The 25,380-nt window shown below is 74.3% G+C and carries 22 protein-coding genes; 10 read left to right on the forward strand and 12 right to left on the reverse strand.

Features of this window, described 5'->3' with window-relative positions; all coding sequences use genetic code 11:
• The first annotated feature begins 58 nt into the window (after window positions 1-58).
• Window positions 59-694, forward strand: coding sequence for a DUF305 domain-containing protein (locus tag ACFU9A_RS01805; RefSeq protein ID WP_430573553.1), 636 nt, complete (start codon window positions 59-61; stop codon window positions 692-694).
• 222 nt (window positions 695-916) lie between these two features.
• Complete coding sequence (locus ACFU9A_RS01810; protein WP_430573554.1) at window positions 917-2,167, forward strand: D-alanyl-D-alanine carboxypeptidase family protein; 1,251 nt, start codon at window positions 917-919, stop codon at window positions 2,165-2,167.
• Window positions 2,168-2,261: 94 nt separating this feature from the next.
• Here the strand turns inward: ACFU9A_RS01810 and ACFU9A_RS01815 are convergent, their stop codons facing one another.
• Complete coding sequence (locus tag ACFU9A_RS01815; protein WP_430573555.1) at window positions 2,262-3,044, reverse strand: hypothetical protein; 783 nt, start codon at window positions 3,042-3,044, stop codon at window positions 2,262-2,264.
• 462 nt (window positions 3,045-3,506) lie between these two features.
• Between ACFU9A_RS01815 and ACFU9A_RS01820 the strand changes: the two genes are divergently transcribed.
• Both ACFU9A_RS01820 and ACFU9A_RS01825 read left to right on the forward strand, forming a co-directional pair.
• Window positions 3,507-4,505: a phosphotransferase family protein gene (locus tag ACFU9A_RS01820; RefSeq protein WP_430573556.1), complete on the forward strand. Its 999-nt coding sequence runs from the start codon at window positions 3,507-3,509 to the stop codon at window positions 4,503-4,505.
• Window positions 4,502-5,881 (forward strand): MATE family efflux transporter, encoded by a 1,380-nt coding sequence (locus ACFU9A_RS01825; RefSeq protein ID WP_430573557.1) that lies wholly within the window; start codon window positions 4,502-4,504, stop codon window positions 5,879-5,881. Before ACFU9A_RS01820 ends, ACFU9A_RS01825 begins: the two co-directional genes overlap by 4 nt.
• 33 nt (window positions 5,882-5,914) lie before the next feature.
• Here ACFU9A_RS01825 and ACFU9A_RS01830 read toward each other — a convergent pair whose 3' ends face one another.
• Complete coding sequence (locus ACFU9A_RS01830; RefSeq protein WP_430573558.1) at window positions 5,915-7,081, reverse strand: trans-sulfuration enzyme family protein; 1,167 nt, start codon at window positions 7,079-7,081, stop codon at window positions 5,915-5,917.
• Entirely contained in the window at window positions 7,078-8,943 is a 1,866-nt protein-coding gene (locus ACFU9A_RS01835) for a glycoside hydrolase family 2 protein (protein ID WP_430573559.1), read from the reverse strand. Before ACFU9A_RS01835 ends, ACFU9A_RS01830 begins: the two co-directional genes overlap by 4 nt.
• Before the next feature lie 54 nt (window positions 8,944-8,997).
• On the opposite strand from ACFU9A_RS01835, the gene ACFU9A_RS01840 reads away from it, so the two are divergent.
• Complete coding sequence (locus ACFU9A_RS01840; RefSeq protein ID WP_430573560.1) at window positions 8,998-10,029, forward strand: LacI family DNA-binding transcriptional regulator; 1,032 nt, start codon at window positions 8,998-9,000, stop codon at window positions 10,027-10,029.
• Between the two features lie 34 nt (window positions 10,030-10,063).
• On the opposite strand, the gene ACFU9A_RS01845 is transcribed toward ACFU9A_RS01840, so the two are convergent.
• The 4 genes from ACFU9A_RS01845 to ACFU9A_RS01860 are packed head-to-tail and all read right to left on the reverse strand — an operon-like array spanning window position 10,064 to window position 15,702.
• Window positions 10,064-12,481 (reverse strand): TIM-barrel domain-containing protein, encoded by a 2,418-nt coding sequence (locus ACFU9A_RS01845; protein WP_430573561.1) that lies wholly within the window; start codon window positions 12,479-12,481, stop codon window positions 10,064-10,066.
• 44 nt (window positions 12,482-12,525) lie between these two features.
• Complete coding sequence (locus ACFU9A_RS01850) at window positions 12,526-13,431, reverse strand: carbohydrate ABC transporter permease (protein WP_430573562.1); 906 nt, start codon at window positions 13,429-13,431, stop codon at window positions 12,526-12,528.
• Window positions 13,428-14,363 (reverse strand): carbohydrate ABC transporter permease, encoded by a 936-nt coding sequence (locus tag ACFU9A_RS01855; RefSeq protein ID WP_430573563.1) that lies wholly within the window; start codon window positions 14,361-14,363, stop codon window positions 13,428-13,430. Before ACFU9A_RS01855 ends, ACFU9A_RS01850 begins: the two co-directional genes overlap by 4 nt.
• 37 nt (window positions 14,364-14,400) lie before the next feature.
• Window positions 14,401-15,702 carry an extracellular solute-binding protein gene (locus ACFU9A_RS01860; protein ID WP_430573564.1) on the reverse strand — a complete coding sequence of 434 codons (1,302 nt, stop codon included), beginning with the start codon at window positions 15,700-15,702 and terminating at the stop codon, window positions 14,401-14,403.
• Window positions 15,703-15,924: 222 nt separating this feature from the next.
• Between ACFU9A_RS01860 and ACFU9A_RS01865 the strand changes: the two genes are divergently transcribed.
• The 3 genes from ACFU9A_RS01865 to ACFU9A_RS01875 all read left to right on the forward strand — a co-directional run bounded on the left by ACFU9A_RS01865 (window position 15,925) and on the right by ACFU9A_RS01875 (window position 17,929).
• Window positions 15,925-16,317, forward strand: a complete 393-nt coding sequence (locus tag ACFU9A_RS01865; RefSeq protein ID WP_430573565.1) for an ArsR/SmtB family transcription factor — start codon at window positions 15,925-15,927, stop codon at window positions 16,315-16,317.
• Complete coding sequence (locus tag ACFU9A_RS01870) at window positions 16,317-17,255, forward strand: cation diffusion facilitator family transporter (RefSeq protein ID WP_430573566.1); 939 nt, start codon at window positions 16,317-16,319, stop codon at window positions 17,253-17,255. Before ACFU9A_RS01865 ends, ACFU9A_RS01870 begins: the two co-directional genes overlap by 1 nt.
• 206 nt (window positions 17,256-17,461) lie before the next feature.
• Window positions 17,462-17,929, forward strand: a complete 468-nt coding sequence (locus tag ACFU9A_RS01875; protein ID WP_430573567.1) for a hypothetical protein — start codon at window positions 17,462-17,464, stop codon at window positions 17,927-17,929.
• Here ACFU9A_RS01875 and ACFU9A_RS01880 read toward each other — a convergent pair.
• Together ACFU9A_RS01880 and ACFU9A_RS01885 are read right to left on the reverse strand one after the other, a co-directional pair.
• The gene (locus ACFU9A_RS01880; protein ID WP_430573568.1) at window positions 17,926-18,672 is read right to left on the reverse strand and encodes a sulfite exporter TauE/SafE family protein; all 747 of its coding nucleotides are present in this window, start codon (window positions 18,670-18,672) and stop codon (window positions 17,926-17,928) included. The genes ACFU9A_RS01875 and ACFU9A_RS01880 overlap by 4 nt on opposite strands.
• Window positions 18,673-18,709: 37 nt before the next feature.
• Window positions 18,710-19,039 (reverse strand): hypothetical protein, encoded by a 330-nt coding sequence (locus tag ACFU9A_RS01885; protein WP_430573569.1) that lies wholly within the window; start codon window positions 19,037-19,039, stop codon window positions 18,710-18,712.
• A 171-nt stretch (window positions 19,040-19,210) separates the two neighbouring features.
• On the opposite strand from ACFU9A_RS01885, the gene ACFU9A_RS01890 reads away from it, so the two are divergent.
• The gene (locus ACFU9A_RS01890) at window positions 19,211-19,879 is read left to right on the forward strand and encodes a Type 1 glutamine amidotransferase-like domain-containing protein (RefSeq protein ID WP_430573570.1); all 669 of its coding nucleotides are present in this window, start codon (window positions 19,211-19,213) and stop codon (window positions 19,877-19,879) included.
• A 24-nt stretch (window positions 19,880-19,903) separates the two neighbouring features.
• Here ACFU9A_RS01890 and ACFU9A_RS01895 read toward each other — a convergent pair whose 3' ends face one another.
• Entirely contained in the window at window positions 19,904-21,208 is a 1,305-nt protein-coding gene (locus ACFU9A_RS01895; RefSeq protein WP_430573571.1) for a threonine/serine exporter family protein, read from the reverse strand.
• 180 nt (window positions 21,209-21,388) lie between these two features.
• On the opposite strand from ACFU9A_RS01895, the gene ACFU9A_RS01900 reads away from it, so the two are divergent.
• Window positions 21,389-22,054 (forward strand): TetR/AcrR family transcriptional regulator, encoded by a 666-nt coding sequence (locus ACFU9A_RS01900; RefSeq protein WP_430573572.1) that lies wholly within the window; start codon window positions 21,389-21,391, stop codon window positions 22,052-22,054.
• Window positions 22,055-22,118: 64 nt separating this feature from the next.
• On the opposite strand, the gene ACFU9A_RS01905 is transcribed toward ACFU9A_RS01900, so the two are convergent.
• Both ACFU9A_RS01905 and ACFU9A_RS01910 read right to left on the reverse strand, forming a co-directional pair.
• Complete coding sequence (locus ACFU9A_RS01905; RefSeq protein WP_430573573.1) at window positions 22,119-24,464, reverse strand: carboxypeptidase regulatory-like domain-containing protein; 2,346 nt, start codon at window positions 24,462-24,464, stop codon at window positions 22,119-22,121.
• A 153-nt stretch (window positions 24,465-24,617) separates the two neighbouring features.
• A complete protein-coding gene (locus ACFU9A_RS01910) occupies window positions 24,618-25,364 on the reverse strand; it encodes a phosphotransferase family protein (protein ID WP_430573574.1) in 747 nt (248 codons plus the stop codon).
• Window positions 25,365-25,380: the final 16 nt, after the last annotated feature.

Genomic DNA, 25,380 nt, shown 5'->3' on the forward strand with positions numbered 1-25,380 from the left:
ACACCGGGGCCCGCACGGGCCCGGCAAGCGGAAGCCCACCGAGAGAGGTACCACCCCCATGAAGCACACCTTCCTGGCGCGCGCCCGCGTGCCCGCGCTCGCGCTCGTCGTCGCCGTCTCCCTCGCCGCGTGCACCGGCGGCGGCAGCGACGACGGGAGCGGCCACGACATGGCCGGGATGTCCGGCGCGTCGCCGTCGACGGAGGACCCGTCCGGCTCGGCGTCCGAGGCCGGCGCGGCCGACGTGATGTTCGCGCAGATGATGGTCCCCCACCACGAGCAGGCGATCGAGATGGCCGACGCCCTGCTCGCCAAGGACGGGACCAGCCCGGAGCTCGTCGACCTGGCGGAGCGGATCAAGGCCGCCCAGGGCCCCGAGATCGAGACCCTGACCGGCTGGCTCGAGGCCTGGGGCGCCGAGCCCGCGGCCGACGGACACGCCGGCATGGGCGACGGGACGGGCGACGGGATGATGACGGCCGACGACATGCAGGCGCTCGACGACGCGCAGGGCGCCGACGCGGAGCGGCTCTTCCTCGAGCAGATGGTGGTGCACCACGAGGGAGCGGTCGAGATGGCGCAGGCCGAGGTCTCCGACGGCGAGGACGCGGACGCGGTCGCGATGGCGCAGGCCATCGTCGACACGCAGACCGACGAGATCCAGCAGATGAAGGAGCTCCTCGGGTCCCGGTGACCGCCGGCGGTGCGTCGGCCCTCGGGTCGGCGCACCGCCCGCGGTCGCCCCGGCGGCGAGCACCCCCTGCCGTGATCGTTTCGTGACTTTTGGCCGGCCGGTGCGATACCTTCTGCCCGGCGGTCCAGGCACTGAGAGAGGTCGCATGACACCCCACGTTCTTCGGGACACCGCACGACGCGGCGCCCCCGGCTCCACCTGCGCTGCCGCACGGTCCGCGCGATGACGACCACAGAGGCCGCCCCGGCCCCCGCACGGGCGTACCCGAGCCGGCGCGACCCCGGCCGCGGTGGCCGCCCCCGCCCCGTCGCCGCCGAGCGGCCGCACACCCCGGCACCCCTCGTCGTCGAGCCGGTCCGCGTCGCCGAGCCCGTCCGCGTCGCCGAGCCGGTCCGCGTCGCCGAGCCCGTCCGCGTCGCCGCATCCCTCCGGGAGGCCGCATCGCTCCGGGAGGCCGCGCCGGTCCGCGAGGCCCGCATCCCGCGGCCCGTGCAGACCGCGGCACCCGCCCGCGCCGCCGAGCCGGTCCGCGCCGCCGAGCCGGTCCGCGCCGCCGAGCCGGCTCCCGAACCGCCGCGCGCGTTCCCCCACACCCACGTCTTCGGCCCGACGCACGTCTCCACGCCCGGGCGGGCCCCGGCGCACGTGCCGACCCGCGTGCCGGCCCGCAAGCCGCGCAAGGGCCGGGGGCCGAGCCGCTGGACGAGCCTCGGCGTCGGGCTCACGGTCGCCGTCGCCACCACGACGACGCTCACCGCCATCGCGCCGCAGGCCATGGCGCCCGAGGGCGACGACCAGCCCACGACCGGCGCGCTGGAGTCGATCACCGCCGCGGCCGCGGCGGCGGTGGACGACCGCGACGGCGCCGCCTCCCGCAGCGGGGCGCGCGCCGACGCCAAGGCCGGGGCCAAGGCCGCCGCGAAGGCCAGCACCGTGCGCACCACCGCGGGGGGCGCCGCGCAGATCACGGTGTCGGACCAGGCGACGATGTCGGTCGAGACGCTCGACGGCGGCGAGATCGAGGCGGCCCCGCCCGTGCTGCCGGGCTGCGGCGGGTTCGCGGCCGGCACGGGCACCAACGGGCAGATCCCGACCACCGAGCTCTGCACGCTGTGGGACGGCCGCTCCCAGATCCGGGCCGACGCGGCGGTCGCCCTCGCCAACCTCAACGAGGCGTACCAGGCCGCGTGGGGCGAGCCGATGTGCATCACCGACGGCTTCCGCAGCTACGCGCAGCAGGTCGCGACGAAGGCGGCCAAGGGCTACCTCGCCGCGCCGCCCGGCACGTCCAACCACGGCTGGGGCCTCGCCGTCGACATCTGCCCCGAGACGTACGCGGGCGCGCGGTGGGCCTGGCTCGCCGCGAACGCCCCCGCCTTCGGGTGGGACAACCCCGACTGGGCCCGCCCCGGCGGCTCCAAGTACGAGCCGTGGCACTGGGAGTTCACGGACGCCGTCGCGCGGATGGGCTGAGCCCCTGTCGGGCTCCTGACAGGCGAGAGGGCCTCCGGCCCGGGGACGTGGGACGTCCCCGGGCCGGAGGCCCTCTCGCGCGTGGTACGAGGCGTCAGATCTTCGGGGTCGCCGTGGTCGTGCCCCCGGCGATCTTCGTCGTCGGCGCGATCGAGATGCGGTACTTGTACTTGTGCGAGGCCGTGAACTTGTAGGTCCGCAGGCCCGACTTGTCCAGCGTGATCGTCTTGCGCGTGTGCCAGCCGGTGGAGTTCTTGTACTGGACCTTCACCTTGGCGTACGAGTACGAGTGCCAGCCGGAGGTCGTGAACTTCTTCAGGCCGACCTTCACGGTCTTGTGGCTGCCGCTCGAGGTCACCCGGATGACGTTGCCGTACTTGAGCTTGCCGTCGATGTCCGAGCGCATCTTGAACGTGCCGCCCGAGTACTTCCCGTCCTTGAGCGTGATGCTCGGGGTCGACGTGTCGTAGTCGTGGTCGATCACGACGCGGACGTTCTTGAGCTTGAAGTCGCCGCGCCCCCACCAGTTCTTCGCCTCGAGGTACTGGTCGAGGCTCTTGTAGTTCTGCGAGGCGACGACCCCGAGCTTCGCCTTGGACGCCACGCGCTGCGAGCCCTTGTAGACGTCGGCGTAGATGTCCGCCCACCAGTACTTGCCGAAGCCGCTGAGGTCACCGACCTTGACCGTGGTGCGGACGTCGTAGCCCTTGGTCTTGTAGTTGATCGCGTACCGGCCGTTGGACGGCGTGACCTTCACGGAGGTCACGTCGATCGCGGGGCCGGTCGCGGCGGTCGCGGGCGCGGGCGCGACGGCGGTGCCGAGCAGGAGCGACGCCGCCGCCACCGTGGTGACCGCGAGCTTGGACAGGATGCGCATGGGGACCCTTTCGAGGGGAGAGGTGAGCCGCGCGGATCTTATTCAGGCGCCCGTGATATGTGCCTGCTGAAACCGCCTCCCGGACCGCCCGGGACCGGCGGTACCGGGAACCGGCGCCCGGCGTCGTCGCCGGGGGCGTCGGGGGCGCGGAAGCCCGGGATGCCGGGGCTCGCGGGGCCCGCCCGGTCGCCGTCGAGCCCCCGACCCGCCGTCCCGCGGTGCGCGGCGTCGGCGTCCGGCGCGCGAAAACTTCACCCGCTCAGCAGTCTCTCAGCCGCTTCCCGGGCCCACGCGCACCCTGCGCAAGGCCGTCCGATCTTTCCTTACCGATCGGTAGGCATAGCGTGCGGGCTCGTCTATGCTCGCGGGGTACCCCCTCGCCGACGAGGGACCGGGCGCGCCTCTGGAAGCGCTCCCATCCCTGGTCGCGCGACGCCGCCGCACCCCCGAGGACGAGGACCGATGGAGAGCGTCACCAAGAACCGCCAGCCCACGGCGACCCTGCGCGCGATGATCGAGCGCGCCTACGGAGCCGACCTCGTGCCCGAGGGCGACGACTTCGCCACCGAGCTGACGTACGGCTTCTTCAACGCCCTGTACCGGCTGGAGCTGCGCGACGGGCGCCTCGTCGTGCTGAAGATCGCCCCGCCCGCGCACGTCGAGGTGCTCACCCACGAGCGCGGCATGATGCGCAACGAGCTCGCGGCGATGGCGCTGGTCGAGCGGGAGTCCGCCGTGCCCGTGCCGCGCGTCGACCACGCCGACCTCTCGCACGACCTCGTCGACGCGGACTGGTTCGTCATGGAGCACGTGGACGCCCTGTGCCTCGGCATCGCCGCCGAGACCGGCGAGCTCACGCCCGCGGAGGTCGAGGTCGGCTTCGAGCGCCTCGGCGAGGCCAACCGGGCGCTCAACGCGATCGTCGGACCGCACTTCGGGCCGCTCCAGGGTCCCGGCTTCACGACCTGGCGCGAGGCGTCGACCGCCACGTTCCACGGCGTGCTCGCGGACGGCGAGCGCGCCGGCGTCGAGCTGGGCTGGGACCCGGACGTCGTGCGCGCGACGTGGGCCGCGCACGCCGACGTACTCGACGAGGTGACGGAGCCCCGGCTCGTCGAGATCGACCTGTGGATGAAGAACTCGATGATCCGGGACGGCCGCATCGTCGCCGTCATCGACCACGAGCGCGCCATGTTCGGCGACCCGCTCATCGAGGCAGGGCTGACCGGCCTCGACCTGCCCGTCTTCCCCGACCCGGCGCCGTTCCAGCGCGGGTTCGGGCTCACCGAGCTCACCGACGGGCAGCGCACGCGGCGCCGCCTGTACACGCTGTGGCTGGCCGTCGTGATGCTCGTGGAGACCACCTACCGGCAGCAGACCCCCGAGCAGTACCGCTGGGCCCGCGAGCAGCTCGACGTCGCGATGGCCCTTCTCGGGCGCGCCCGGTCGCAGGCGGCGTGACCACCGCGGCCGCCGCCGACACCCTCGGCACCCGCCCGGTCGGGCGGCTGCTGTGGCACGCGTGCACCCAGACCACCCTGTCCGTGGGGGTCTACGGCGTCTACGCGCTCACCAACGCGTGGTTCGTCGCCCGCGGCGTCGGCCCGACGGCGATGGCGGCCGTCAACCTGGTCGCGCCCGTCCTGCTCGCGCTGGGCGCGGTCTCCACGACGGTCGGGATCGGCGGCGCGTCCCTCGTCTCGCGCAGCCTCGGCGCGGGCGACCCGGCCCGCGCCGCCCGTGCCGCGGGGAACGCGTTCGTCGTGTTCTGGGGCGCGGCGGTCGTGACCACGGTGGCCGGCCTGGCGCTGCTCGGACCGCTGCTCACCGGCCTCGGCGCGACCGGCGCCACGCGCGACTACGCGCGCGACTACGCGGTGGTCATCCTGGCGGGCGCGATCGTGTCCACCGGCTTCTCCGCCCTCGTCCGCGCCGAGGGTCGGATGCTGTTCTCCACGCTGCTCTGGCTGGTGCCGGTGCTGGTCCAGATCGCCCTGGACCCGCTGCTGATCTTCGGCCTCGACATGGGCGTGCGCGGTGCGGCGCTCGGCACGGTCGGCGGCCAGGCGGTGTCCGCGGGGATGAGCGTCTGGTTCTTCTTCCTCCAGCGGCGCCGGCCGTACCGGGTCCGGTGGCGCGACCTGCGCCCGCACGGCCCCACCCTGCGCGCCGTCCTCGGGGTCGGCGCGCCGTCGTTCCTCGCCGGCCTCGGCACCACGCTGCTCACCGTGCTCGTCAACCTCTCGCTCGCGCGCGACGGCGCGGCGGGCGGCGCGGTCGCGCTGGCCGCGTTCGCGCTGTGCGCCCGCATCCAGACGTTCGTCACCATGCCGCAGACCGGCATCAGCCAGGGCCTGCAGCCGATCGTCGGGTACAACGCCGGGGCGCGGCTCGGCGCGCGCGTCGCCCGCGCCCGCAGGCTCGCGCTGCGCGCGACCGTGATCTACGGCGCCGGCGCGGCGGTCGCCGTCGCGCTGCTGGCCGAGCCGCTCGTGCGGCTGTTCGTCGACGAGCAGGACGTCGTGGACGTCGCGACCGGCGCGCTGCGCACCCTCGCCGTCGGGTTCGCCGTGGCCGGGGTGACGCCGCTGGTCTCCGCCTACTTCCAGGCGCTCGGCCGCGCCCGCCCCTCCTACGTCCTGTCGATCGGCACCCTGCTGGTGGTGCGGATCCCGCTGGTGCTGGTGCTCGGCGGCCACGGCCCGGCCGCCACCTGGGCGGCCCTCGCCGCCGGCGAGGTGCTGTCCGCGGCCTGCGCGTGGGTGGTCCTGCGGCGCGTCCGCGGCGCGGACCGGACGGCCCACGAGCTGCCCGTCGTCGACCTCCCGCGGCGCTGACCGCGGCGCGCGCCCCCCCGACCGCGCGGGATCTCAGAGCAGCGCGAGCGCCCGGTCGAGGTCGTCGAGCTGCGCGTCGGCGCCCTCGAGCCCGACGGACAGCCGGACGAGGCCGGTCGAGAGCCCGTCGGCCCGCAGCCGGTCGGCGTTGTCCGCCCGCACCGGCGAGCTGACCAGGCTCTCGTAGCCGCCCCAGCTCACGCCGATGCGGAACACCCGCAGGGCGTCGACGAAGCGTTCGACCGTCGCGAACGTGCCGTCACCCAGCTCGAGGCTGAGCAGCCCGGAGAAGCCCGTGAGCTGCGACCGGACCAGGGCGTCGCCCGGCCCGGGGTCGGCGTACGGGTGGTGGACGGCGGCCACCGCGTCCTGCCGCTGCAGGTGCTCGACGACGCGCAGCGCGTTCGCCTGGTGCCGCTCCATCCGCACCGGCAGCGTGCGCAGCCCGCGCAGCACCAGCGACGCCTCCATCGCCGACATCACGGCGCCGAAGAGCTGGTGCCCGCGGTAGAAGACCTCGCGGAGCAGCTCGGCCGAGCCGATGACCGCGCCGCCGGTCACGTCGCTGTGCCCGCCCACGTACTTGGTGAGCGAGTGGATCACGAGGTCCACGCCCAGCTCGAGCGGCTTCTGGAACAGCGGCGTCGACCACGTGTTGTCGATCGCGGTGCGGATCCCCCGGCCGCGGGCGAGCGCCGTCAGCGCGCGGAGGTCCACGACCCGCATGAGCATCGTGCCCGGGCTCTCCACGTACACCAGGGCGGTGTTGTCGCGGAGGTGCTCCTCGAGGTCGGCGTGCGGGTCGGTCACGACCGTGTGCTCGACGCCGAACCGCTCCAGGTGGCGGGCGAGCTCCAGGGTGGGCCCGTAGACGTTGTTGACGAACAGCACGTGGTCGCCGCTGCGCAGCAGCCCGCCCAGCACGGCCCCGATCGCGCCCATGCCCGAGCCGAAGCACTTCGCCGCCTCCCCCCGCTCCAGGAGGGCGAGCTGCCGCTCGAGGAACGCGACGGTCGGGTTGGTGCCCCGGCTGTAGACGAAGTTCTCGTGCTCGGCCGCCTGCTGCCTGACGAACTCGCCGAACGTGGGCTTGGTGAAGAGGCTCGTCTGGAAGACCGGCGGCGCGACGGCGCCGGGCTCGCCGCCGGGGCCGACCCACGGCCCGGCGCAGATCTCCCGATCGAGCTCGCCGACCGTCACCGCTCGCCCGTCACGGCGCGGCGGATCCGCTCCACCGGCACCTTGGGCTCGCGGTCGGCGGTGAGCAGGCCGTTGGTCTCCTGCATGGTGTCCGTGAGCTGCGTCCAGCAGGAGCCGGCGAGGAAGCCGCTCGCGCGCACGGCGTCGTACAGCGCCGTGACCCGCGCGACCCAGTCGTCGCCGTCCTGCGCGGCCGTGTACCCCCAGCCGTCGGCGCGCTGGTCCCCGGGCTGGTAGTTCACCCCGCCGAACTCGGTGAGCATGACCGGCTGCCCGGCGTCGGACCACCCGCCCACCAGCTGCCGGCGGCCCGACGGCGCGATGCCCCCGACGACGCGCGCCCGGGCGTCGTCGTCGGCGTACCGCCGGGCGAGCACGGCGCCGTCGCCCTCGTAGTCGTGCACGGTGAGGATGTCGGTGTTCTGCTGCTCCCACCCGTCGTTGGAGATCACCGGCCGCGACGGGTCGAGCGCGCGCGTCAGGTCGGTCAGCGCGCGCGAGTACGCCTGCTGGGCCGGGTCGTCCGCGACGTGCTGGATGCCCCACGACTCGTTGAACGGCACCCAGGTGACGATCGACGGGTGCGAGACGTCGCGGTCGACCGCCTCCATCCACTCCCGGGTCAGGCGCTGCACCGCGACGGGCGAGAACTCGTACGCGCCCGGGGTCTCGCCCCACACGAGGATGCCGAGGCGGTCCGCCCAGTACAGGAAGCGCGGGTCCTCGATCTTCTGGTGGATGCGGCACGCGTTGAACCCGAGCTCCTTGATCAGCTCGGCCTCGCGGCGCAGGGCCGCGGCGGACGGCGCCGCGAGGTGGCTCTCGGGCCAGTAGCCCTGGTTGAGCACGGACCGCACGTCGTACGGGTACCCGTTGAGCAGGAAGGCGCCGTCGCCCACCCCGAGGCTCCGCACGCCCAGGTAGGACGAGACGGCGTCGAGCGTCGCGCCGTCCGCGTCGTGCAGCGACACGACGGCGTCCACCAGGCGGGGCCTCTCGGGCGACCAGGTCAGCTCGTCCTCCGCCTGGCCGTTGCGCTGCCGGGCGAGCGGCACGCTGACGTCCACGGCGGACGTCGTGCGGACGGTCGTGACCTCGACGGTGCCGAGGTCCTCGTCGCGCTCGTCGAACCGGAGCGCGACGCGCACCCGCGTCCCCGCGGCCACGGGCCCGCGCAGCCGGACGGTCAGGTCGACGGCGGCCGGGCCGGCGGGCAGCCAGCGCAGGTGCTCGACGCTCGTGGCGGGCACGGCCTCCAGCCAGACCGTCTGCCAGATGCCGGTGGTGCGGCGGTACCAGATGGCGTGCGCGTCCTCGTGCCAGTCCTGCTTGCCGCGCGGCTGGGTGAGGTCGTGCGGGTCGTCCTCGGCCCGCACCACGAGCAGGTGCTCGGCGTCGTCGGCGAGGTGCGCGGTGACGTCGAGGGTGAAGGGCGTGTGGCCGCCCTCGTGCTCGCCGACGAACGCCCCGTCGACCCACACGGACGCGCGGTGGTCGACCGCCCCGAGGTGGAGGAGGACGCGCGGGGCCGCGGCGGACCGGCCGGCCGCCTCGAGGTCGGCCTGGCGGATCGTGCGCGCGTACCAGACCACCGGGTGGAACCCGGGCTCGGCGACGCCCGACGCGGCCGACTCCGGCGGGAACGGCACGGTGATGTCGCGGCTCTCGCCGAGGCCCGACGCCCAGCCCGCGGTGAGGCCCGCGTCGGCGTCGTCGTGGCGGAAGGCCCACGTGCCGTCGAGCGAGGCCCACCCGGCCCGCATCAGCTGCGGCCGCGGATACGTGCCGTCCTGGCGGGAGGCGAGCGGGAGGTGGTCGAGCGCGTGGCCGGCAGTCGTCGCCGGGGTGGTCGTCGTCGTCACGACCGCGACTATACAGCGCTGTAAACCAGTCGTGCCGACGCTACGGTGAACCCCGTGAAGAGAGTCACGCTCCAGGACGTCGCGACGCACGCGGGCGTGTCGATGAAGACCGTCTCCAACGTCGTCCGCGACTACCAGCACGTCAGCCCGGCGATGCGCGAGCGGGTGCGGGCCGCGATCGACGAGCTCGGCTACCGGCCCGACGTCCGCGGGCGCAGCCTCGCCACCGGCCGCTCGAACATGCTCGCGCTCGCCTTCCCCGACCTGCGCTGGCCGTACTTCGCCGAGCTCGCGCACCTGTTCGCCCGCGCGTGCGCCCAGCGCGGGTACCGGCTGCTGCTCGAGGAGACCGGGGGCAGCCGCGACGGCGAGCTGGCCGTGCTGCGCGACCGCGACGCCGGAATCGTCGACGGCATCGTGCTGCACCCCCAGGCGCTGTCCGCCGGGGAGCTGGCGGAGCACGGCCGGGGCACCCCGATGGTCCTGCTCGGCGAGGCCCCGCGGGCCGCGGGGGTCGACCAGGTCACCATCGACAACGTCGCCGCCGCGGGCGAGGCGGTCGCGCACCTCGTCCGCTCGGGGTGCCGCAGGATCGGCTTCCTCGGCCACGAGACCGGCGAGCTGTCGCACACCTCCCGCCTCCGGATCGAGGGCTACCGCCGGGGCCTCGAGCAGGCCGGGCTCGCCGTCGACGACGCGCTCCTCGTCCCCCGGCCCGCCGGCGACGCGCTGGGCGCGGAGGACGCCCTCGGGGCCGCCCTCGACCGCGGCCTGCCGGTGGACGCCCTGCTGTGCCGCGACGACCACGCCGCCATCGGCGCGCTGCGCGCGCTGCACCTGCGGGGCCGCGACGTGCCCGGCGACGTCGCGATCGTCGGCTGGGACGCCACGGTCCTCACCGCGAGCACCACCCCCAGCATCACGAGCATCGCCCCGGACACGACCGCGCTCGCCGCGCGGACGCTCGACCTGCTCCTGGAGCGCGTCGACGGCACCGACGCGCCCGGCCGGCACGTGACCGTCGGGCACAGCCTGCTCGTGCGCGAGAGCGCCCCGGGGCCGGGCGCCGCGCCCGGCCCTCGCTGAGGCGTACCCCCTCCGCGAAGGCCGGGCCGTCAGGTCACGCCGGGGCGTCCACCACGGTCGCGAGGAGCTCGACGACGGCGGTGCGGACGTCGTCGGGCAGGCCCACGCCCTCGAGCTCCGCGACCCGCTCGACCGTCGGCCTGCCGCTGGCCACGACCTCCCAGGCCGCGAGCTTCTCCGGGTTGCCCGTCTGGGCGCGCTCCAGCACCGCGCGCACGGCCTCGGCGGGGTCGGCCCCCACCCGGAGCGGCGCGCCCACCCGGACCACCGCGCCGGCACCGGCCGCGGCGGTGAACGTGACGCTCCAGCGGCCGTCCTCGCCCGTCACCGGCACCACGGCGCCGTCCACGGTCACCTCGCCGGCGGGCAGCAGCGCGAGGAACGTGACCGTCCACTCGCGCTCGGCGGGCACCACGTCGCCGCGCCCGGTGACGGCGCCGATGGTCAGCTCGCGCCGGTCGCGGTCCCAGGCGAGCGGCGTCCTGGCCGCAGGGCCGGCGCCGTCGCCCGGGCCCGCGGCGTCGTCCTCGGCGTCCTCGGCCAGGTCCAGGTGCCCGGAGGCGCCCGGGGCGACCAGCACCTCGAGGGCCGCGGGGTTGCGGGTCGCGTCCCGCTCGGACGGCGCCGCCAGCGGCAGGATCCCGCCGTCGCGCAGCAGCACCGGCACGGACTCGATCGGCCGGTGCAGGTCGACGTGGCGGTCGCCCCCGTAGACGGCGCCCGTGACGACGTCCGTCCAGCGGCCGGCCGGCAGCCAGGCCCGCGTGCGGCTCAGCAGCGACTCCCGGCTGCGCGGCGTCACCACCGGCGCGACCAGCAGCTCGGAGCCGAAGGCGTACTCGTTCGGCACGCCGTACGCCTCCTGCCGGTGCGGCTCGAGGTGGTACATCGGCCGCACCAGGGGCGTGCCCGCGGCCGCGCGGTGGTTCATGGTGTGCAGGTACGGCACGAGGCGGTGCCGCAGGCGCAGCGCGTCGCCCATCGCCCGGCGGTGCTCGGCGGGGAACGCCCACGGCTCCTTGCGGATGAAGGGGTTGTTCGCCGAGTGCAGCCGCAGGACCGGCGAGAACACGCCGTACTGCACCCACCGCGTCGCCAGCTCGTCGTCGCGCACGCCGCGGGTGTGGCCGCCGATGTCGTGGCTCCACCAGCAGTACCCGATGTTCGACGCCGTGGCCGTGAACTCCGGCTGGAACGCGAGCGACTCCCAGGACACGACCGCGTCGCCGGAGAACCCGACCGCGTACCGGTGGCTGCCCGGCCCCGCGTACCGCGAGAACGTCATCCCCGGGCCGCCGTGGCGCGCGGCGTCGAGGTGGTGGAAGTGGTTGAGCAGCCACAGCGGGTCGACGCCCGGCAGGGAGGACGTGCCGCCCTGCTGCCAGTCGATCCACCAGAAGTCCACGCCCTGCTCCTCGAGCGGGTGGTGCAGCAGCTCGAAGTAGGCGCGCAGGAACGTCGGGTCGGTGAGGTCGTGGGGCACGGGCGTCTCGGACGCCGGGTCGATCCCCACCGCCTCGGCCACCGCGGGGTAGGCGTCCTCGAACGCGCGGACGCCGTCGGCGGGGTGCAGGTTGAGCGTGGTGCGCATGCCCCGGGCGTGCAGCGCCCCGAGGAACGCCTCCGGGTCGGGGAACAGCGTGGGCTCCCACGAATACCCGGTCCAGCCGTTGCCGAACCGCTCCGGCACCGACCCCACGCGGTGCCAGTCCATGTCGATGACCGCGACGGAGAAGGGGACGCCCTCCTCGTCGAACCGGTCCATCAGCTCCAGGTACGACTCGGCGGAGTACGGGTGGTACCGGCTCCACCAGTTGCCCAGCGCCCAGCGCGGCAGGCGGGTCGGCGCGCCGGACACGGCGTACAGCTCGCGGACCGCGCGGGCGTAGTCGCGGCCGTGGGCGAAGACGTAGAGGTCCCGGCCGCCCTCGGGCCGCGTGCCGATCCAGCCGTCGTCGGTGAACAGGAACGACGCGGAGTCGTCGACGACGCCGATCCCGTTCGGCGACACCACGCCGGGCTCGAGCGGGAGGCGACCGTCCGCGTCGTCGAGCGTGCGCGCCGTGCCCCCCAGGTCGTGGGTCGGCTCGCCGAAGCGCCAGCGGCCCGAGTCCGCGCCGCGGAGCTCGACGACGAGACCGTGGGCGGAGGGCTCCCGGCCGTCGTAGCGGAGCCACGCCCGCGCGGTCGTGATCTCGACGCCGTCCCCGACGGGCCGCGCGGAGAACTCCGCCGCCCCGAGGTCGCGCCGCACGGCGAAGGTCGAGGCGCGGTCCTCGACGGCGCCGTCGGGCGACCACTCGACGCGGAACAGGCTGTCGGTCAGGACGGTGACGCGCCAGCCGTCGCCGCGCACCTCCTGGTCCGCGCGGCCCCGCGGGGCGGACCCGGGCAGCGGGCGGACGGTGGGCAGGGCCGGCGTGGTGTCGAGGGTGTCGACGGTGTCGGTCACGGGAGCTCCTCGGGTGGTGCGTGCTGGTGGTCGTGCCGGTCCGGTCAGCTCTTGACCGCGCCCTGGGTGATGCCGCTGATCACCCAGCGCTGGGCGAACAGGTACACGACGATCGTCGGCGCCATCGCCATGAGGTACGACGCGAACGCCACGTTGTAGTTGGTGCCGAACTGGCTCTGGAAGATGTTCTGCACCACGGGCAGCACCTGCATCGTCGGGTCGGAGACGATCATCGACGGCAGCATGAAGTCGTTCCACGAGGCGAGGAAGGCGAAGATGCCGACCGTGGCGATCATCGGGCCCAGCAGCGGCAGGACGATGCGCCAGAAGACCTGCCACGTCGTCGCGCCGTCGATGCGGGCGCTCTCCTCCAGCTCGACCGGGATCGAGCGCAGGTACGCCGAGAACAGCAGCACGCTGAAGGCGAGCTGGAACATGGCGTGCAGGATGGCGACGCCGAGCGGGTTGTCGAGGCCGGTGAGCGCGGTGAGCTTGATCTCCGTCAGCGCGATCACGGGGAACGGCAGGAACATCGACGCCAGCAGGTACACGAACGACCACCGGAAGAAGCGGTGCGACCAGTACCGGACGATCGCGTAGGACGCCAGGGAGCTCAGCAGCAGCGTCAGGGCGACCGTGAGCGCCGCGACGCCGACCGAGATGCCGAACGACACCGGGAACCGGGTCAGCTGCCACGCCTCGGCGAAGCTCTGCGGGTTGAACGGCGCCGGCAGGGCGAACGCGTTCCCGTCCACCGACTGGCCGCTGGTCTTGAACGCCATCGTGACGGTGACGTACAGGGGCGCGAGCACGGTGAGGGAGCACAGCGCGAGCGCGACGGTCAGGGGCCAGCTCGTGCGCCGGGACCGGGCGGAGGCGGGGCGGCGGCGCGGCGGGCGGCCGGGCGACGCCGGGGAGCGGCGCTCGCTCGTCGTGGCGATGGCGGTCACAGGCGGATGTTCCTTCCACGGGAGACGACGAGCTGCAGCACGGAGATGAGCACCGTGATCACGAAGAAGACCGTCGCGTTGGCCATCTGGTAGGCGTAGTCGCCGCCGGTGAAGCCGCCGAAGATCGTCATCGCGACGCTGCTCGTCGCGTTGCCCGGCCCGCCGCCGGTGAGGCCGACGATGACGTCGTAGACGCCGAGGTATCCCTTGATCCCCAGGATCGTGTTGATGAGGACGAACCCGGCGATGAGCGGGAGCGTGATGGAGCGGAACTGCCGCCAGGGGCCCGCGCCGTCCAGCGAGCTGGCCTCGTACAGGTCGCCCGGGATCGACGTGAGCCCGGCCGTGTAGACGAGCAGCGCGCCCGGGATCGTCTGCCAGGCGGAGACGACGACGATCGCGAGCCAGGCCAGGTCGGGGTTGCCGAGGATGCTGTCGGTCAGCGGGTCGAGGCCCACCGCCGTGGCGAACGCGGGCAGCGTGTTAGAGAACAGGTAGTTGAAGACGTAGGCGACGACGATCCCGGAGACGACCATCGGGATGACGAAGATCGCCCGCAGCCCCGCCGCGAACCGGATCCGCTTGGACAGGCCGATGGCGAGGACGAGCGCGATCACCTGCGCCAGGACCACCGTCACGAGCGCGAAGCCCAGGGTGAACCCGTACGCGCTGCGGATGCCCGGGTCCCCGAGCAGCGCCACGTAGTTGCGCACGCCGAGGAACGACCAGCCCCCGAAGCCGACGTAGTCGGTGAAGCTGTAGAAGATGCCGACCAGCGCGGGCCCCACCACGAAGACGGTGAACACCACCAGCGCGGGGACGAGGAACAGGTAGGCGATCGGCTCGGGCCGCCCGCGGCGCCGGCGGACGCGGCCGCGCGGGGCGCTCGGTGCCGGCGCGGCGACGCGCGCCGCCGTGGTCTGGGTGGTCACGCTCGGTCCTCTCGGTCGCGGGGGTGGGCGGGGCGGGTCATACCGTCGCCGCCCGTCCGGCCAGGCGGCGCCAGTCGGCGTCGAGCTGCGCGAGCATCGCGTCGAAGTTGCCCGTGCGGATCGCCGTCTGCAGGTAGTTGCCCAGCGGGATCGACGTCGGGACGAAGGTGCCGGCGCCCTGGTAGAACGCGGCGTCGTCGACGTAGGACTGGAGCCCGGCGAGGCGGTCGTCCTGCTGCGTCGGGGCGTCCGTCAGCGTCGAGTACGCGAGGTTGTCCGCGTTGTACGCGTTGATGATCTCGGGCTGCATGAGGAACTCGACGAGCTGCTCCGCCTCGGCCCGGTGCGGCGTGGCGGCGGGGATGTACAGGCCGAGGTCGATGTTGACACGCACCTGGCGCTCGTCGGGGTCGTCGCTCACCGGGAGCGCGAAGGTGCCGACGTCGAGGGAGTCGTCCACCATCGCGATCTGGCTCAGCGCCCACGGGCCCTGGAGGTACATCGCCGCCTGACCCTTGCCGAACGCGAGGTTGCCGTCGGCGTACGAGCGCACGGCGTGGTCGGGGTTGAAGAACGTCGAGATCGTCCTGGCCCGCTCCATCGGCACGGCCAGGGTCGTCGAGAACGACACGTCGGAGTCCGGCCCGACGTCGGTGCCGAGCTCGTTCATCCGGCCGAAGAACGCACCGGTGTCGACCAGGCTGCCCACCGAGTAGTCGAACAGGCCCTGCCAGAGGGTCCAGGTGTCCCGGTCGGTGGCGTAGACCGGCGTGATCCCCGCCTTCTGCAGCGCGGTGCAGACCTCCACGAACTCGGTCCACGTCGTGGGGACCGGCAGCTCGTGCTTCGCGAAGATCGCCTTGTTGTAGATGACGCCGGCGGCGGCCAGCGAGTACGGCAGCACGCTGGTGCGGCCGGGGTACGTCGCGTACTGGTCGGTGAGCCCGCTGATGTCCGTGCGCACGCGGGCCGCGGAGGGCAGCCCGGAGAGGTCGCCCATCTGCCCGCGGGAGATGTACCGGGCGAGCTCCAGGTTGTCGTTGAAGCAGCCGACGTCGCCCGGCTCGCCGCGCACGAACTGCGGCGCGATGGCGGTGGTCGAGTCGTGCACGACCCGGATCCCCGGGTGCTCACCCTGGAAGCGCCGCAGCAGGTCGTCGAAGTAGGCGATGACCTCCTGCTTCTGCTCGTAGAAGGTGATCTCCGTGCGCGTCGCCCCGCTGCCTCCGGGCGCGGCGCACGCCGCCAGCGGGACGGCCGCCAGCACCCCGGCGGCCCCCGCCAGGAACGAGCGCCGGCTCACCCTCGGCGGAGGGCCGGCAGTCGTCTTCGATCCCACGTGACGTCTCCTTCGACCACGGTCATACCCGTCTCGGCGACGGGCCGGAGCGAACATACAGCGCTGTAAATTTGAGAGTCAAACGTGACCGGGACAACCACCGCGCCGCCGCAGGTCGGGGGACCGGAGGGCTCGCGCGGGTCACGGAGGAGGCGCCGCCGGGCTCACCGCACGGCGGGTCGGCCGATGGACGGGATAGCCGAGCGGCGATAGCATCGCCGTATGACGATGCAGATTCCGGGGGCGAGGCCAGCGATCGACCGGGTGGCCACCGGCGCGTTCGCCGACCTCTTCCACGCGCTGTCCGACTCGACCAGGCTCGCGCTGCTGCAGCACCTCGCCTTCGGGGAGCACCGCGTGCGCGACCTGGTCGAGCACCTCGACCTCGCGCAGTCCACCGTGAGCAAGCACCTCGCCTGCCTGCGGGAGTGCGGCCTGGTCACGGTGCGCACGGAAGGCCGCGCGTCGTGGTTCTCGCTCGCCGAGCCCGACCTGCTGGCCGGGCTCCTGGCGGGCGCCGAGCGCCTGCTCGACGCCACCGGCGACCAGGTGACCCTCTGCTCGCACCTCATGCACCCGCACGAGCACGAGCACACCTCGGTGGAGGCCTCCTGATGGGTGCCGGGCACAGCCACGGCCCCGCGGGCGACGCCGCCGTCGCGCCCGCGCACCGCCGCTGGCTCGCGATCGCGTTCGGCATCACCGCGACGATCGTCGTCGCGCAGGCCGTCGGCGCGGCGGTCACCGGCAGCCTCGCCCTGCTCACCGACACCGCGCACGCGCTCACCGACGCGGTGGGGCTGCTGGTGGCCCTCGTCGCCGCGACGCTCATGCAGCGGCCCGCCGACAAGCGGCGCACGTGGGGCTTCCGGCGCATCGAGGTCATCGCCGCGCTCGGCCAGGCGACGCTGCTCGTTGCGGTCGGCACCTACGCCGCGGTCGAGGGCGTGCGCCGGCTCGTCGCGCCGCCCGACGTGCCGTCCACGGAGCTGCTCGTCTTCGGCGTCGTGGGCCTCGTCGCGAACGTCGTGGGGATCGCGATCCTGTCGTCGAGCCGCGGCGCGAACCTCAACATGCGGGCCGCGTTCCTCGAGGTCCTCAACGACACGCTCGGCTCGCTGGGCGTCATCGTCGCCGCCGTCGTCATCGCGACCACCGGCTACCAGCGGGCCGACGCCATCGCCGGCCTGTTCATCGCGCTGCTCATCGTGCCGCGGGCGTTCGCGATCATGCGCCAGACGTTCCGGGTGCTCATGGAGTACACCCCCGAGGGGCTGGACCTCGACGAGGTCCGCGCGCACATGCTGTCGCTCGACCACGTGCGCGACGTGCACGACGTGCACGCCTCGACCGTCGCCACCGGGCTGCCCGTCATCTCCGCGCACGTGGTGGTCGACGACGCGTGCTTCGCCGACGGGCACGCACCCGCCATCCTGCAGCGCATCCGCACCTGCGTCGCCGAGCACTTCCCCGTGTCCGTCGAGCACTCCACGATCCAGCTGGAGACGGCCGCCCTGCGCGAGCGCGAGCACGCCACCGCCGGCCACGCCTGACCGCCGCCCCCCGGGACCCCATCGAGCGTGCTGGATTGCTCCTCATACGGGATGTGTGAGGAGCAATCCAGCACGCTCGATCCGTCCGGACGGTCTGCGGGTGCCGGTCAGTCCGCGAACCGGCCGACGACGTTTCACCCCGTCGGGGCTCGTTCCCTCCCGCGCGTTCCGCCAGGATGTGACGGCGTCGCGCGAGAGGAGGGGCCGTGGGTCACGGAGTGGTGCTGCCGGCCCGGCGCGCGGTCTGCCTCCGCCTTGTCGTCCGCGGGGCGCTCCTGTGGCTGCTCGTCGCCGCTCTCGTGGTGCCGGGGCTGTGGCCCGGCGCCTGGGCGGCGCTCCAGCTGCTCCTGCTGGGTTCTGTGGACGGCGTGTCGCGCGGCCTCTCGGGGGTGCTGGTCCCGCTGCGGCCGGTGCGGGTCGTCGTCGGCGCCGGGGGCGCCCCCGCGACGGTCGTGGTGACGGGACGCGGGGCGTCGTCGCGCGCTCTGCACCGCTACCTGAGGGACCGTGGCGTCGCCCGCGCGGTGCGCGGCACGCTCCGGCTGGCCGGGTTCGAGCTGGACGTGGAGCCGCACCGGGTCGCGCCGCTCGTCCGGAAGCTCAGCCTTCTCGGCTGCGAGCCGAGCCGCAGACCGCTCGCCCGCGACGGCCCCTCGACGGACCGACCCGGCTAGAGCAGGAGCAGGATCAGGGCCGCGACCGCCACGAGCACGGTGACGAGGCGCTCGAAGAGGCGCTGGTCCACGCGCCCGATGACCTTGCGCCCGGCCCACGTGCCCACCAGCACGAGCGGCACGAGCACCGCCCACAGGGCCACCGTCTCGGCGCGCACGATCCCGACCCCGACGGCGACGGGCAGCTTGATGACGTTGACCGTGAAGAAGTACCACGCCGACGTGCCGAGGAAGCGCCACTTCTCGTACCCGGCGGCGAGGAGGTAGAGGCTCATCGGCGGGCCGCCGGCGTTGGCCACCATCGTGGTGAACCCGGCGAGGCCGCCGTACCCGACGGTGGCGGCGCGGGACTCGACGGACAGCCGGTCGCGCCACAAGGAGAGCACCAGGAGGCCGAGCAGGATCGCACCGATCGTGCGGCGCATGACCTCGTCGTCGACCAGCCGCAGGAAGACGGCGCCCAGGGCCACGCCGACGAGCACCGGCGCGAGGAGGCGCCCGATGACACGGAAGTCGGCGTGGCGGCGGTACGCCCAGATGGCGACGACGTCGCCGGTCACCAGCAGCAGGAGCACGGCGCCCGTCGAGTCCTTGGCGGGGATCACCAGGGCCATGAGCGCCGCGGCGATCATCCCCAGTCCGCCCAGCGCCGTCTTCGAGAAGCCGACCAGGAGGGCGACCAGGGCGGCGACGGCCCACCCGGTCCACGGGAGCCCGGCGATCAGCGGGGCGGGTTCGAGCACCGGGGCAGCGTAGGCGCGGGCGGGCCGTCGTGGGGCGTCAGCTCGAGGCGCGGAAGCTGCGGCCGTCGAACCCGGCGAAGCTGTGGATGTCGGTGGTCGGGAAGTGCAGCGCGGGGCCGCTGCAGTCCGTCGTCGCGTACACGTCGATCCCGGACGCGCTCTCGTTGAGCTCCGCGTGAGCGACGAACGGCAGCGCCGTGCAGCCGTCGGCCGCCGGGAGCGTGACCGAGGTGCCGGTGAACGACGCGCTCGCCCAGAAGGTGACGCCGCCCTGGGCCGCGGCGGCGGCCGACGTCGCCGTGGCGACGAGCCCCGCGCCGAGTCCCAGCCCGACGACGGCGGTGAGGATCTTCCTGGTGACGACCATGTGCGGTGCTCCCCCTCGAGTCCTGGGCACGGCGGACGGTTGCGTCGGGCACCGTGTGCGGCGAACCTACCTCAGCGGGACACCGAGCACCCCTCGCCCGCGGCCGCGACGATGAGTCCGCCCGTCCGCCGGGGTCTACGGTGCGTCCACCTCGACCCCCCGGGAGGCATCGTGCGGCTCCTGCTCACCTCCGCCGGCGTGCGGAACGCGACCATCCACGACGCACTGCTCCGGCTCCTGGGACGACCCGTCGCCGACTGCACCGCGCTGTGCATCCCGACCGCCCTGTACGGGCACCCGGCCGTCGGCCCGGGCCCGAACGTGTGGGGCTTCGTCTCCGGCGCCACCGACCACATGACCGGGCTGGGGTGGAGGTCGGTCGGCGTGCTCGAGCTGACCGCGCTGCCCTCCATCGACGAGGACCTGTGGGTGCCGCGCGTCCGGGACGCCGACGTCCTCCTCGTGTCGGGCGGCGACTCCCTCTACCTGCACCACTGGATGCGGGAGTCCGGGTTCGCGGACCTCCTGCCCTCACTGACGGACACGGTCTACGTGGGGATGAGCGCGGGCAGCATGGTGACGACCCCGCGCATCGGGCAGTACTTCGTCGAGTGGACCCCGCCGTCGGGCGACGACGCCACGCTGGGCCTGGTCGACTTCTCGCTCTTCCCGCACCTCGACCACCCGATGCTGCCGGCCAACACCCTCCCCGCGGCCGAGCGGTGGGCGGCGGGCCTCGGCAACCCCGCGTACGCCATCGACGACGAGACCGCGATCGCCGTCGTCGACGGCGACGTGGAGGTCGTCTCCGAGGGGCGCTGGACGTCCCTCGGCGGCTGACCCGCCGGACGGCTCGCCGTCACGTCACGTGGTCTCCCCGGCCGGGCGGCCGCGCACCGTCGCGTCGGCGAGCAGGGCGCCGATCTTCACGCCCAGGCAGAGGCTGACGAACGTCATCAGCGACGACTCCAGCGAACCCAGGTCCGTGGACGCCAGCGCGACCAGGCCCACCGTGCCCGGGACCAGCAGCAGGAACGCCGGCTGGAACGTGGCCGCGCTGGGCAGGGCGACCATCCCCTGCTCGATGAGCCGGGCCGCGACGAAGAGCAGCGCCGCGGTCACGCCCGCCGCGACCTCCGGCCCGATCCACGGCGACAGGACGGACAGGAGACCGAAGGTGCAGGTCATGACGCCCACGTTGAGCACGGTGAGGCGCCGGCCCGACCCGAACGCGAGGCCGACCCCGATCGCGAGCACCACCACCCCCGCCCAGGACGCCCACTGCGGCGGGATCGCCAGCCACCCGCCGGCGTCCGCCGTCGTCGACCGGACGTCCCCGACCAGCGCGGCCGACGACGGGTCGAGCGTGAGCCCCGTGAGCGCGGAGCCGGCGGAGATCCCGACCGCCATCATGCCGAGCACGATGACGCCGTAGGCGAGGCGCCCCGCGCCCGTCACGATGTCGGACGCCGTGAGCTCCAGGAGCGCGTTCGTCACCAGCGCCCCCGGGACGAGGACGGCGACCGGGGCGCACACCGCGAACAGCGGGACCGGCCCGAGGTCCAGCGCGGACGCCACCGCGCCCACCGCCGTCGTCGACACGAGCGCCACGAGGAACGGGACGACGGCGGTCGCGCCGTCGAGCCGCCGCAGCAGCAGCGAGAGGATCCCGACGAGGGCGCCCGCGAGCACGCTGACCACCACGGCCCACCAGGGGCACCGGAACACGATGGCGAGCCCGGCCGCCACGGCGGCGCTGCCGAGCACCCACCCGGCCGACGCGTGCGGGCGCGCGAGCCGCCGGATCGCTTCGATCCGGTGGGCTGCCGCGGCGACGGGCACCGCGCCCGACTCGACCTCGCGCGCGAGGCGCCCGGCGTGCGCCGCCTGCCGGAACGACAGGTCGTCGCCCTTCGCCCCCACGAGCGTCACCTCGCCCGTGGCGTCCCGGCTGACGAGGACGACGTCGGGCAGGACGTCGAACCGCAGCCGCTCGTGGGTCGCGCCTGCCGGCTCGCGGGCGGACCGCGCCATGCCGTGCCGCAAGGACCGTTCCAGGGAGAGGCGCACGTCGGTGACCGAGAGCCCCGCGTCGAGCAGGAGCGCACCCAGCTGCCCGAACGCGTGCGCGCCCCCGGCGTCCCGAGTGCCCTGACCTTCAGAGTGCAAGGAGCCGTCCACTTCCTCGTCCCGCCACGTTGCGTGCCCTTCCTACCCGGTCCGGCCGAGCGTGTCTCGCCGAGTCCGGGCACCCCGGAAGGTACCCGACCGTGCGAGCTCCGACGAGCGGCCCGGCGCGGCCACTGGGAGCGGTCCCGGCGACGGGCGCGGCGTCGCTAGGCTCGGAGGATGTCCCGCGCCGACCTCCGCGCAGTGCTCGACCCGTCGCCGCCCCAGCTCGCCCTCATGACCGCCACGGAGCGGCTCGTCGCACGGTACGGGCTCGAGGGCGCCAGCTCGCGGGCGATCGTCCGCGAGGCGGGGCACCGGAACAACTCCGCGGTGACGTACCACTTCGGCTCGCGCCAGACGATGCTCGACGCGATCTTCCACTGGCGCACGAAGCCGATCAACGAGCACCGGGCGCGGCTGGTCGCCGAGCTGGTCGCGGCCGGGGACGAGCGCGACGCCGAGGCGCTGGTCCGCGCGTACGTGATCCCGTTCGTCGACGCCGTGGACGGCATGCGACCCAGCGCGTGGGCGCGGTACCTCGCCGCCGTGCTGCAGCAGCGGCCGCTGATCTACATGGACTGGGTGCGGCGCGACGTGAAGCGGTACGAGGGCGTGGAGGTCCCGCTCGTCACGACGCTCGACCTCACCGACCTGATGCGTGCGGTGGCGTGCGACGGCATCGAGCCGCTGGCGGGGCTCCGCGTAGCGATGGTGTCCCGCATGGTGGTCGCCACCCTCGCGTCGTGGGAGGCCGACGACGAGCACGGCGACCTCGACACCCCGCCGCTCGGTGTGCTCAAGGAGCAGCTGGTGCGTACGGCGACGGGGATGCTCACCGCCTGACCACGCGGCCGGGAGACCGCGTCGTGGCCAGGCGGCGAACGGTGACGCCGCCCCCCGGACGGCGTCAGCCCTCGGCCCGCGCCCGTCGCCGTGACGCGCGCAGCGCCAGCCCGCCCGCGGTGACGAGGAGCAGCGCGCCCAGCGCGGCGCCGCCCACCGCGGCGCCCGTCACCGGCAGGGCACCGAGGCCGCCGGGACCGCCCGCGGTGCCACCGCCCGGGTCCACCGGCGTGGCCGACGACGGGGTGGGAGCGGGCGACGACGGGTCCGGCGACGGCGTCGGGCTCGCCTCCTCCGCGGCGAGCACGAAGTCCAGCCCGGTCACGCCCGCGTCGTCGACCGTGAACTCCACCGCGGCGTCGCCGTCGACCACGTACCCCTCGGGCGGCGTCACGGTGGCGGTGTACTCACCGGCGGGCAGCTCGGCGCTCCAGCTCCCCTCGTCGTCGGTGGTGGCACTCGCGGCCTCCTGACCGTCGGCGTCCGTCACGACCACCTCCGCGCCCGCGACGGGTTCCCCGTCGGAGTCCGACACGGCACCGCTCACCGGGTGCACGGTGGGCTCGACGGGCTCCGCCACGAGCCCGAAGTCCTCCGCCAGGAAGCTCTCCCCCGCCGCCGTGACGGTGACCCGGCGCTCGGTCACGTCCGCCGTGTAGCCGTCGGGCACCGTGAGGGTGATCGTGTGGTCGCCCGGCGGGAGGTCGTCCAGGAAGTAGTCGCCCGCCCCGTCCGTGGTCAGGGTGACGGGGCCGTCGGGCCCCTCGACCGTGACGGTGGCCCCCGCCACCGGGTCGCCGGCGTCGTCCGTCACCGTGCCGCCGACCGCCCCGGGCCTCGCCAGGGCGAAGTCGACCCCCGCGACGTCGTCGGTGCCCACGGTCACGGCGCGCTCGTCGGGGCCGTCCGGCGCGTAGCCGTCGGGGGCCTCGACGCTCACGGTGCGCGCCCCGGCGGTGACGCCCGCGAACGCGTACGTGCCGTCCGCCGCCGTGGTGGTGCGCACGGGCCCGTCCGGGCCGTCGATCGTCACGACCACCCCCGCGACGGGCTCGCCGCCCGCCGTCACCGTGCCGGTCACGGACGCCGGGCCCTGCAGCACGACGTCGTTGCCCGTGCTCGGGGTCGTGTCGTCCACCCCGACCGTGATCGGGTCGGGCGTGCCGGTCACCGTGTACCCGGCGGGCACGTCGGTCACGGCGAAGGTGTACTCCAGCGGCTGGTCGTCGTCGGGGTCCGCCGGGTCGCCCACGTCCCACGGCACGTCGTCCACGAGGTAGCGGCCCTCCGAGTTCGTCACGGCGGTGAAGGGGGTGCCGCCGCCGGCCGGGGTGAGCGTGACGGTCACCCCGGGCACGGGGTTGCCGTCGTCGTCGAGCACCCGGCCGCTGACGGCGATCGGCTCGATGTCGCGAGCCGTGAAGTCCACCCCGGTGGCGTCGTCGGAGCCGAGGTCGAGGTCGCCGATCGTCGTCGGGCCCTGCGCGACGAGCCCGAAGGGATGGTCGTCGGACGCCTCGGGAAGCGTGGTCAGCTCCACGCGGTATCCGGGCGCGGCCGCGTAGCCCGCGAAGCCGTAGCCGCCGTCGGCGCCCGAGGTCGTGGTGGCCAGGGCCGTGCCGTCCGGGCCGAAGAGGGTGAGCGTCGCGCCCGCGAGGGGACCGCCGTCGTCGAGGACGACCGTGCCCGCGACGTCACGGGCGAGCGAGGCGAACCACGTCTGGTAGACGGGGAAGCCCGACCGCCAGGAGAACGCGATCGTGAGGCTCGTGACCGGCACGGTGGGCCGGAACCAGCCGCTCGCGCCGTTCGTGTCCGTCGCCGTCGCGTTCCCGGTGAGGGTCGCGGTGGCCGGGTTCCAGGTGGGCACCTCGGTGTCGGTGCACGACGGCGTCCCCGCACCCTGGCAGTAGTTGAACGCGCCCTGCCAGCCGAGCTCCTCGCTCGTGAGCGGCTCGCCGTCCGCACCGAGCGCGCGGACCGTGGCGCTGTCGGCGTCGATGTCCCCGAGCACGAACGCCCAGCCGCCGCCGGGCGTCGGTCGCTCGAAGGTGTAGGTGGTGACGGACGGCGACCCCGTGCGGTCCGCCTGCGGCCGCAGGTTGACGTACGCCTGGTCGCGGCTCGAGCCGAAGACCGCACCCGGCGGGGTCGTCCCGGCCAACCACGTCGACGCCCCGGAGACCACGCCGACGCCCCCGCGCGAGTCCGACGTCATGGCGGCCGCCGGGAAGCCGGCCGCCGGCAGCTGCATCGTGGTCGACCAGCCCCCGGCCGAGCCGGTGAGCGGGTCCCACGCCCCCCAGCCGGCCGTGGTCGCCGCGGCCCCGGACGACGCCGGCGCCACGACGGCGGCGCCCGCGAGCGCCGTCGCCGCCAGAACGTGCAGGATCCCCCTGGCTCGCTTCACGAGGAAAAGAGTATGAGGCAGCTGCCTTAACCGCGCGGGATGCTGCGCACCCCAGGGAACTCGTCCCAGCAGGCGGCACCGCCCCCCGTCGGCTGCGAGCGGTCCACCTCGCTGGGCGCGACGAGCGGCGGTCTCGGTGGTGCGCCGGTCGTCCTAGGAGTCCCGCATCCGCGCTCGGAGCACGTCGAGCTCACAGCCCGGTGCGTCCGGGTCGAAGCCGTGCTCGATCAGCCACCGCGACGCGACCAGGCTGCGCAGCGACCACCAGGCGCGGATCACGGCCCGGTCCGCGCCGGCGCCGTAGCCGGCCAGGACGTCGTCCAGGCGTTCCTCGTGCCCGAGCGTCAGGATCGCGAGGTCGAACATGGCGTCGCCGGGGGCGGCCTCGGACCAGTCGATGATGCCGGTGACCTCGTCGCCGTCGACGAACACGTGGGTGATCTGCAGGTCACCGTGGATGAACGCCGGCGTCCACGGCCGGAGCGCGACCTCCGCGATCGCGCGGTTCTTCCGGACCACCTCGGCGGGCACGACGCCGCTGGCGAGCAACCACGCGCACTCGCGGTCGAGCTCCGCCGCCACGTCGTCGAGCCTGCGTCCCGTCCACGGCGGCAACGGCGCGTCGTGCAGCGTCCGGACGGCGGCACCCGCCGCCGCCCACGCCGCCGGGGACGCCGCCGACGGCTCGCCGAGGACACCGAGCGCCGTGCCCGGCACGGCGGCGATCGCGAGCACGGGCGGCTCCCGCCAGAGGACCTCCGGCGTCGGGACCGGCGCCATGGCCATCGCGCGCGCCTCGACCTCGGAGTGCGCCGGGTCGCCGTCGACCTTCAGGAACACGTCGCCGACGCGCAGCGTCGCGCGCTGGCTGTGGGCCACGACGACCTCGACCTCGTCCATACCGACCATCTTGGCG

Source organism: Isoptericola sp. NPDC057653 (genome assembly GCF_042799955.1).
GTDB lineage: Bacteria > Actinomycetota > Actinomycetes > Actinomycetales > Cellulomonadaceae > Isoptericola.

Coding starts and splice junctions, on each gene's coding strand:
- ACFU9A_RS01900 (WP_430573572.1), top strand. CDS start 21,389: ATGTCCCGCGCCGACCTCCGCGCAGTGCTCGACCCGTCGCCGCCCCAG.
- ACFU9A_RS01820 (WP_430573556.1), top strand. CDS start 3,507: ATGGAGAGCGTCACCAAGAACCGCCAGCCCACGGCGACCCTGCGCGCG.
- ACFU9A_RS01885 (WP_430573569.1), bottom strand. CDS start 19,039: ATGGTCGTCACCAGGAAGATCCTCACCGCCGTCGTCGGGCTGGGACTC.
- ACFU9A_RS01870 (WP_430573566.1), top strand. CDS start 16,317: ATGGGTGCCGGGCACAGCCACGGCCCCGCGGGCGACGCCGCCGTCGCG.
- ACFU9A_RS01805 (WP_430573553.1), top strand. CDS start 59: ATGAAGCACACCTTCCTGGCGCGCGCCCGCGTGCCCGCGCTCGCGCTC.
- ACFU9A_RS01815 (WP_430573555.1), bottom strand. CDS start 3,044: ATGCGCATCCTGTCCAAGCTCGCGGTCACCACGGTGGCGGCGGCGTCG.
- ACFU9A_RS01910 (WP_430573574.1), bottom strand. CDS start 25,364: ATGGACGAGGTCGAGGTCGTCGTGGCCCACAGCCAGCGCGCGACGCTG.
- ACFU9A_RS01810 (WP_430573554.1), top strand. CDS start 917: ATGACGACCACAGAGGCCGCCCCGGCCCCCGCACGGGCGTACCCGAGC.
- ACFU9A_RS01865 (WP_430573565.1), top strand. CDS start 15,925: ATGACGATGCAGATTCCGGGGGCGAGGCCAGCGATCGACCGGGTGGCC.